Origin of the sequence: uncultured Rikenella sp. (genome assembly GCF_910579375.1) — a bacterium.
Lineage (GTDB): Bacteria > Bacteroidota > Bacteroidia > Bacteroidales > Rikenellaceae > Rikenella.
Genome location: NZ_CAJTUJ010000095.1, coordinates 1 through 7116, shown reverse-complemented (window position 1 = coordinate 7116; position 7116 = coordinate 1). Strand labels below are relative to the sequence as shown.

At 54.8% G+C, this 7116-nt stretch carries 6 protein-coding genes; 5 read left to right on the top strand and 1 reads right to left on the bottom strand.

What is annotated here, in order from left to right:
- Window positions 1-155 precede the first annotated feature (155 nt).
- From QZ302_RS07630 to QZ302_RS07610, 5 genes are all read left to right on the top strand, one after another.
- Entirely contained in the window at window positions 156-1028 is an 873-nt protein-coding gene (locus QZ302_RS07630) for a PASTA domain-containing protein (RefSeq protein WP_294594184.1), read from the top strand.
- A 7-nt stretch (window positions 1029-1035) separates the two neighbouring features.
- Entirely contained in the window at window positions 1036-2142 is a 1107-nt protein-coding gene (locus QZ302_RS07625) for an RluA family pseudouridine synthase (protein ID WP_294594183.1), read from the top strand.
- Between the two features lie 133 nt (window positions 2143-2275).
- Window positions 2276-2749 carry a nucleoside-diphosphate kinase gene (gene ndk, locus QZ302_RS07620; protein WP_294594181.1) on the top strand — a complete coding sequence of 158 codons (474 nt, stop codon included), beginning with the start codon at window positions 2276-2278 and terminating at the stop codon, window positions 2747-2749.
- Window positions 2750-3057: 308 nt separating this feature from the next.
- Window positions 3058-5145, top strand: a complete 2088-nt coding sequence (locus QZ302_RS07615; RefSeq protein ID WP_294594179.1) for a hypothetical protein — start codon at window positions 3058-3060, stop codon at window positions 5143-5145.
- Window positions 5146-5174: 29 nt separating this feature from the next.
- Complete coding sequence (locus QZ302_RS07610; RefSeq protein WP_294594177.1) at window positions 5175-6341, top strand: quinoprotein amine dehydrogenase; 1167 nt, start codon at window positions 5175-5177, stop codon at window positions 6339-6341.
- A gap of 80 nt (window positions 6342-6421) precedes the next feature.
- Here QZ302_RS07610 and QZ302_RS07605 read toward each other — a convergent pair whose 3' ends face one another.
- Window positions 6422-6904, bottom strand: coding sequence for a hypothetical protein (locus QZ302_RS07605; RefSeq protein ID WP_294594175.1), 483 nt, complete (start codon window positions 6902-6904; stop codon window positions 6422-6424).
- Window positions 6905-7116: the final 212 nt, after the last annotated feature.

The following is a 7116-nucleotide window of genomic DNA, read 5'->3' as shown; positions in this document are numbered from 1 at the left end:
TTCTTCAGAAAAGGTACGGTTCTATCCGGCACAAAGAACCGATAAACGAACAAATAAAAAATGTAACTTTGTGCGTTATGTCACCGACACCCTTTCCCCCTACCCCTCGCCGCAACGGCGCCCCCCGGAACCCCCGCAAGACACAATTACCCCCCGTGCTCGCCCGCATGCTCGACACCATCCGCCGGAACATCATCCTGCGGAATATCGTGATGGCCCTCTGTATCGGCATCATCCTCTATTTCATCGTCAACCTCGTTCTGAACATCTACACCCGTCACGGGCAACGGATCATCGTGCCGACCATGATCGGGCACACCTTCGACGAAGCACGAAAAATGAGCGAACAGGGAGCCTTGCGCTTGGAGATCATCGACTCCCTCTACATGCCGAAGCAGAAGCCCGGCCAGATCCTCGACCAGAGCCCGAAACCCGGGATGGGCGTCAAGAAAGGGCGGCGCGTATTCCTGACCGTCAACGCCTTCCGGCCCAGAACCGACGTGATTCCGTACGTGACCGGCTACTCCTTGCGACAGGCCAAAAACATGCTCGAAACCAAAGGATTCGAGATCGAGCGACTCGTCTACCGATCCGACATGGCCACCAACAACGTCCTCGACGAGCTCTACAAAGGCCGATCCATCACCCACGACTCGCGCACCAAAGCGGAACTCGGATCCGGCATCACCCTCGTGGTCGGCGTCAACCACTCCTCGCCCCTACCCCGGATTCCGAAAGTCATCGGACTCACCTTGCGCGAAGCCAAGAGTCGGCTGTGGGAAGTCGGACTGAACGTCGGCAACATCAAGTTCGACTCCGGAATCGGAACCAACGACACCGAAGACGCCCGCGTCTATCGACAGGAACCCAACCAGCAGAGCCGGACGGACTACGGCGGGAAAGTCTCGCTGTGGCTGACCTTGGATACACAAAAGATCGCATCGTCCTCCAAAAGCTCGGACGCAGCGACCCGGCGATATGCCGTAGACGAAGAAGAGAGTGCCGATAATGACCGGGAAAAAGAGTAACCCACCGATGACAAAGCCGGACAAACCCCTTGCCGTCGGCGAACCGACACCCCTCGACACCGACGACATCAGCGAATTCGGCGACGAACGCGAAGACGAACTCTTCGAACACTTCAACGTCGTGGCCGACAAGGGGCAAGGACTGCTGCGGCTCGACAAATTTCTGGCCACCCGGCTCGAAAACACCTCCCGGAACCGCATTCAGGCCGCAGCCGATGCCGGCAACATCCTCGTCAACGGGCAACCCGCCAAATCGAGCTACAAAGTCAAACCCCTCGACCGGATATCGATCGTGCTGCCCTACCCGCCGCGCGAACTGGAGATCATTGCCGAAGACATTCCGCTCGACATCGTCTACGAAGACAACCGCCTGATCGTCGTCAACAAAGCCGCCGGAATGGTCGTACACCCGGGACACGGAAACTATACCGGCACCTTGGTCAACGCCCTCACCTTTCACCTGCGGGGCCTTCCGCTCTTCGAACAGGGCGACATGCGGGCCGGACTCGTCCACCGGATCGACAAAAACACCTCCGGACTCCTGGTCGTGGCCAAAGACGAGCGGACACACGCCTTTCTGGCCCGGCAATTCTACGACCACACCATTCGACGCATCTATCACGCACTGGTGTGGGGCAACTTCGACGAAGACGAGGGGACGATCGTGGGAAACATCGCCCGTAGCACCACCGACCGAATGCGCATGGCCGTCTTTCCGCCCGACGGGCCGGTCGGGAAACACGCCGTGACCCACTACCGGGTCTTGAAACGGTTCGGATATGTCACCCTCGTCGAATGCCGGCTCGAAACCGGACGGACACACCAGATCCGGGTACACATGGAGTCGATCGGCCACCCGCTCTTCAACGACGAACGTTACGGCGGCGACCGGATTCTGAAAGGCACCACCTTCAGCAAATACAAACAGTTCGTCGAAAACTGCTTCGCCGCGATGCCGCGCCACGGACTGCATGCGCTGAGTCTGGGATTCGTACACCCGGAATCGCGCCAGGAGGTCTATTTCGAATCGGAATATCCGGCCGACTTCGCCGCCTGTATCGCCAAATGGGAAGGATATACAGCCGCCCGAAACACATTCGAGGGCGACGAGTGATACGCGTCGCCTCTTTTTTCTCTCCGCCGCCGCGCGCCCCGTTTTTCCACCGTGCCGACCGCCGAATTTCATTCGTCCGAAATAATTGCTATCTTTATCCGAAATTATTCACTCATCAACACCTCAATACCTTATGGGACAGAGAACCTTTACCATCATAAAGCCGGATTCGGTGGGGGGAAACCACATCGGTGAAATCCTGACCATGATCGAAAAGGCAGGTTTTCGGATCATCGCGCTGAAGATGACCTACCTCAGCCGCTCGGACGCCGAAAAATTCTATTACGTACACAAAGGACGGCCCTTTTTCCGGAACCTCTACCTCTTCATGACCTCCGGGCCGATCGTAGCCGCAGTGCTCGAAAAAGAGGGGTCGCAGGATGCCGTGGCTGAGTTCCGCGAACTGATCGGCAAGACCAATCCGGAGCTGGCTGCCGAAGGGACTATCCGCAAAAAATTCGCCGCTTCGAAGACCCGGAACGCCATTCACGCATCGGACAGCGACGAAAATGCGGCTTGGGAAGCCTCTTTCTTCTTCCCGGACAAAGAGATTATCGACACCAAGTACGAACTACCACTTCCGGAAGACGAAATCGACAGCGACTAAACGCTCCTTTCCCATACCGACCTATCACGCCGTTCCTTATTCAGTGAACGGCGTTTTTTTATCCACAAGCCCTCCGTCTTACCCCTCTTTCGGGCTACCCTTCTGCTCGGCCCCTCGTCTCGCGAGGGAGGCCCGGCAGAAGGGCTTTTTTGTTTTCTGACTGATTACAAAACAGTTCGACCCCTCGACAGAAAAACGAATATTTACAAAACTCAAAGTGCGTTTTTTTTTTTTTGCTTAACTGCCTATCTTCGCGGGCGATTTCTACAGAACGGACGTAAAACAATCGCCATTCAAACACACGCACTATGAGAAAAACTTTTCTTGCAGGCCTTTACAGCCTACTGGTTTTCAGCGCATTGCTGCTAATCGGCTGTAAGAAAGAGAACAAATTGCTGACCGATTCCGGCGTGAATGCGCCGAACCAGTTTCCGGTGTACATGACCCGATCGGATTACAACGCCGAAAACACCTACTACATGTTCAACGACGACGAACCTTCGGAGCTGTTTCTGGACAATCCCGATCGGAATTTCTACACCGACCAGACGATCCAGATGACCCTCGACGACGAGCATAATTTCCAGCTCCGGTTCTACAGCCCGCGCTCCCTCCCCAATGTGACGGTCTGGGCAAAGATCGATGGCTACGACGAACAGATCAAACTGTTGGTGCTGGAAAGACTCATGCCATTCCAGCAATTACGGGTCAAACTGCCCTTCGCGACCGAAAACATAACGGCCTATACCCGCAGCGGCAAAAAGATCCAAATCATGGCCAACCCGCATCTGGCCGGCAGCAACCTCAGCTTCGAAGTCGAATGCGATGCGCCGTACTACAAAACCCTCCAGGCCATCAAATGCCACCGGTATATCGGATTCGGCCGCTACTATCAGCCGAACAACTCCAACTGGGCCTACCCTTTACACGCCTGCCACGCGCGGGAAGCGGTGGCTATGGCTCTGAACATGGCTTACATGTATTCGAGTCCGGAATTCGCCTCGGCGCTGCAAAACTGGGGGCCGCTGCACTCGGATAACAACAAAACCGTTGTGGACAAAGACTTCGTGTTGAAAAAAGCGAACGAGCATCGTGCTCTGATTTTCGGTCATACCACCGGCGTCATGGGACTCGGCGGCGGAGAGACATTCGGTATGCACGAATCCGTATACTTCGAACAATATCCGGACGACGCCAGCATTACCGAGACCATCTTCCACGAATATGCCCACTGTCTGGGCTACGGCCATGCCGGTAATATGACCTACGAACAAACCGGACCGGGCTGGACTTCCTTGTGCGGCAAAGTCTACGAAGAGCTGGGGATCGCCAAGAAACTCCCGGTCTACTCGCGGCGATTCCTGCACAGCCGCCGCTCCAAAACCGCCTATCTGCCGGGCGGCGGATACTACCGCTCGTCGAAACACATCATCGAAGACCCGGAACTCGACGAAATCGACGGGGGGCTGATCTATAAAGGCGAAAACGACCTGAAAGGCGAAAACGGCGAAGCCGTCTCCTTCACGCTGGATCACACGGCTGTTCCGGGCGCTACAGCCGCCACTTTCCAGCCCAAAGACGTCTATGTGTACAACGACTCGTTGTTCATCGTAAACGACGCTAAAGACAATTACAGCGTCGAAATTTTCGACATCAAAGACGGCGCGATCTCGCACCTGAAGAGCATTCGGGAGTGGACGCGGGGCGAAGGGACGACCGAACACTTCCTCGGCGAACCGAACGGCGTGACACGGGTCAACGGCAAAATCTATGTCACCCATACCGGCAGCCGCACCGAAGTGTTCGACGCCGAAGACCAACATTTCATCGCCTGTCTCGGGAACGGGAAATGGGGTACCGGAGCCGGACAAACCGTCCACGCATTCGACATCGTGGTGTACAACGGCCTGATGTTGATCCACGACAAACGCTGCCTGGTGGTGGCCGAAGAGTCGCTGTCCGATCGGCAGGAACAACTGTTGGTCTATGCCCGCTCGGAAGCGCTCGGCGAGACGAACGGAACCTACGGCATGGCGGTGGACACCACGAGCGGAATCCTCTATGCCACCCATCCCGCCAAACGAATCGACCTGTTCGACCTCTCGCAGGTGCGCGAGTACAAAGAGCTCAAACGCTCGGGTAACATCGCTTACAAGAACTCTCCGTATGCCCTGGATTTCTACGGCAAACAACTGTTCGTCAGCTCGAACGGCGACGAGAAGTTCTGCGAAGTCGACCCGAAAACGGGAACCATTCTGAAGAACTACACCACCATCGGCGGCATCACGTTGCAGGCACCCGAAAAGTTCTGCATCCGGCGCAAAACGCTCTTCATCATCGACCGAATCAAAGGCGGCATGAAGCTCTACGCCATCCCGATGAGCCAGTTGCAATAGACCTACCCCTGATTAAAAATCGAAAAAACATGAAATTCAATCTTCATCATATCCTGTGGATCGCCTGCTGCGGTCTTCTGTCGGTACAGTGTTCGGAGAACAGCGACCCAGTCGATCCGGATACCAACAGCGATAATTATACCAGCTACTGGTACTACTCCTATGAAGCCGGCACCCTGCTGAACAACGAAAGCATGGGGCTGGAAACCGGAAAATTCATACCCTACACGGTGGCACACCGGGGCGACACGCTCTTCGTGGCCAACATCGCAGAGGGGTCGAGTCTGATTCTCTTCGACCTGAAGAACAACCGGCCGTTCCGTACCCTCGCCTCGTGGACGGCAAACGGCAAGGAACAGAAATTCACCAGCAATATCGAAGCGATCGTCGTGACCGACACGCGGCTGTATGTCAATGAACGTCAGTCCTACATTCACGTTTTCGACCTGCCCGACCTGAACTACGTCGTCAGCATCGGTAATGGAAAGTGGAGCGGACCGGTATTCCAGACACAGGCTATGGCGGTGAAAGACGGACTGATCTTCACCCGCGACAAGAACGGCACCGTGAGCGTTTACAAAGAGAGCGACGCTGTGCCGGGAAATGCCGAAAAAATCAACCGCTACAAGCAAGCCGGAGCCGGCGCTTTCGGAGCCCATAATAACGGCTTTAATTCGCAGTATATGGAGTCCAATGCGGAGGGCAAACTGTTGCTGACGGATTACGAAGGCAAACGGCTTCGAGTGCTCGATCCGACTCTGGTCAACGACGAGATGAAGAACGGGACGGTGATCGACCTGGCCGACCAGACGATGGAAGAGTTGCCGTTCAAACCGAAAACTTTCGCATCTACTGCCGAACGGATGTACTTCACGGGGGATAATAATGGCATCAACATTTACGATCGGGCGGCGAAACAATGGAACAATCCGATCAAATCGATCAAGGGTTTTGCCTTTTCTCAGGCGGCTCGCATCCACAGAGTGACTGACGAGAGCTTCTGGGTGTCGGATCTCACCAAACAAGCGGTGGTCAAAATGGATGTCTACAAAAACGAGATTCGCGAATACTCGCGTATCAGCGACCGGATTATCCGCGTAGATGCCGCCCTGACCTCGAAAGGGATGGAAACGACGCCTGTTTTCGTCGATATCCGCACTCACGAGATCGTCGATCCGGAGATGATCGGGCAATAAGGTCACATAGGATCTCTGTAAACACAAAGGGAGGATGGTCGCGATATGACCGTCCTCCCTTTTTATTGCTTGTATCTCTATCAGAAAGTGTACCGCACCTTAAAGGCGGCCAAATCCCACTGAGAATGGGGTGTAAAGTTGATATTGGGTTTATAGTCCACGGCCAGTGCAATCGGCGCCTGAGCGAATTTGTACTCGAAACCGACGGTCGGATCCAACCCGATCGCAAAATCCGAGCTCTGATGCTTGCCCAAGTGAAGCACTCCGATGTTCAACCCGCCGCCGGCATAGAGTTGCAATCCTTTGGTCAGGGGCACATGGTACTGATAGACGGCCGAGAGCATCACCCCTTTACACGGGATATTGTAACCGAATTGAGCTTCGATAGCGCTGCGTGCTCCGAGAAAATGCTTCATTCCGAAGCCCATATCGGCTCCGAGATTTACACTGACGGCTGTCCGATAATCCTGTGCCTGAACGGTTTGCCAGCCTGCCAGAGGCAGGAGAAAACACAATGCGTAAAATGCTTTTTTGAACATAATAGTGGTAGGTTTGAATTTCATCGTATTTCTATCAAAAACCGTACAAATTTACGCCTTTTTCCTTCCGAATTTATGGTAAGTGTAAGAGGTTTGGAAGGAGCAGGTTTGCTGTGCCGGAGGAAAGGCCTCTTGAAGATTAAGGTCTGGTCGTCACGGGCAAAGCAGGGGAGGGGCCCTCCAAGGGCTGGCGGGTGAAAATAAAAGGGGCTTTCGTTCTATTGCGGGGTCGCAGG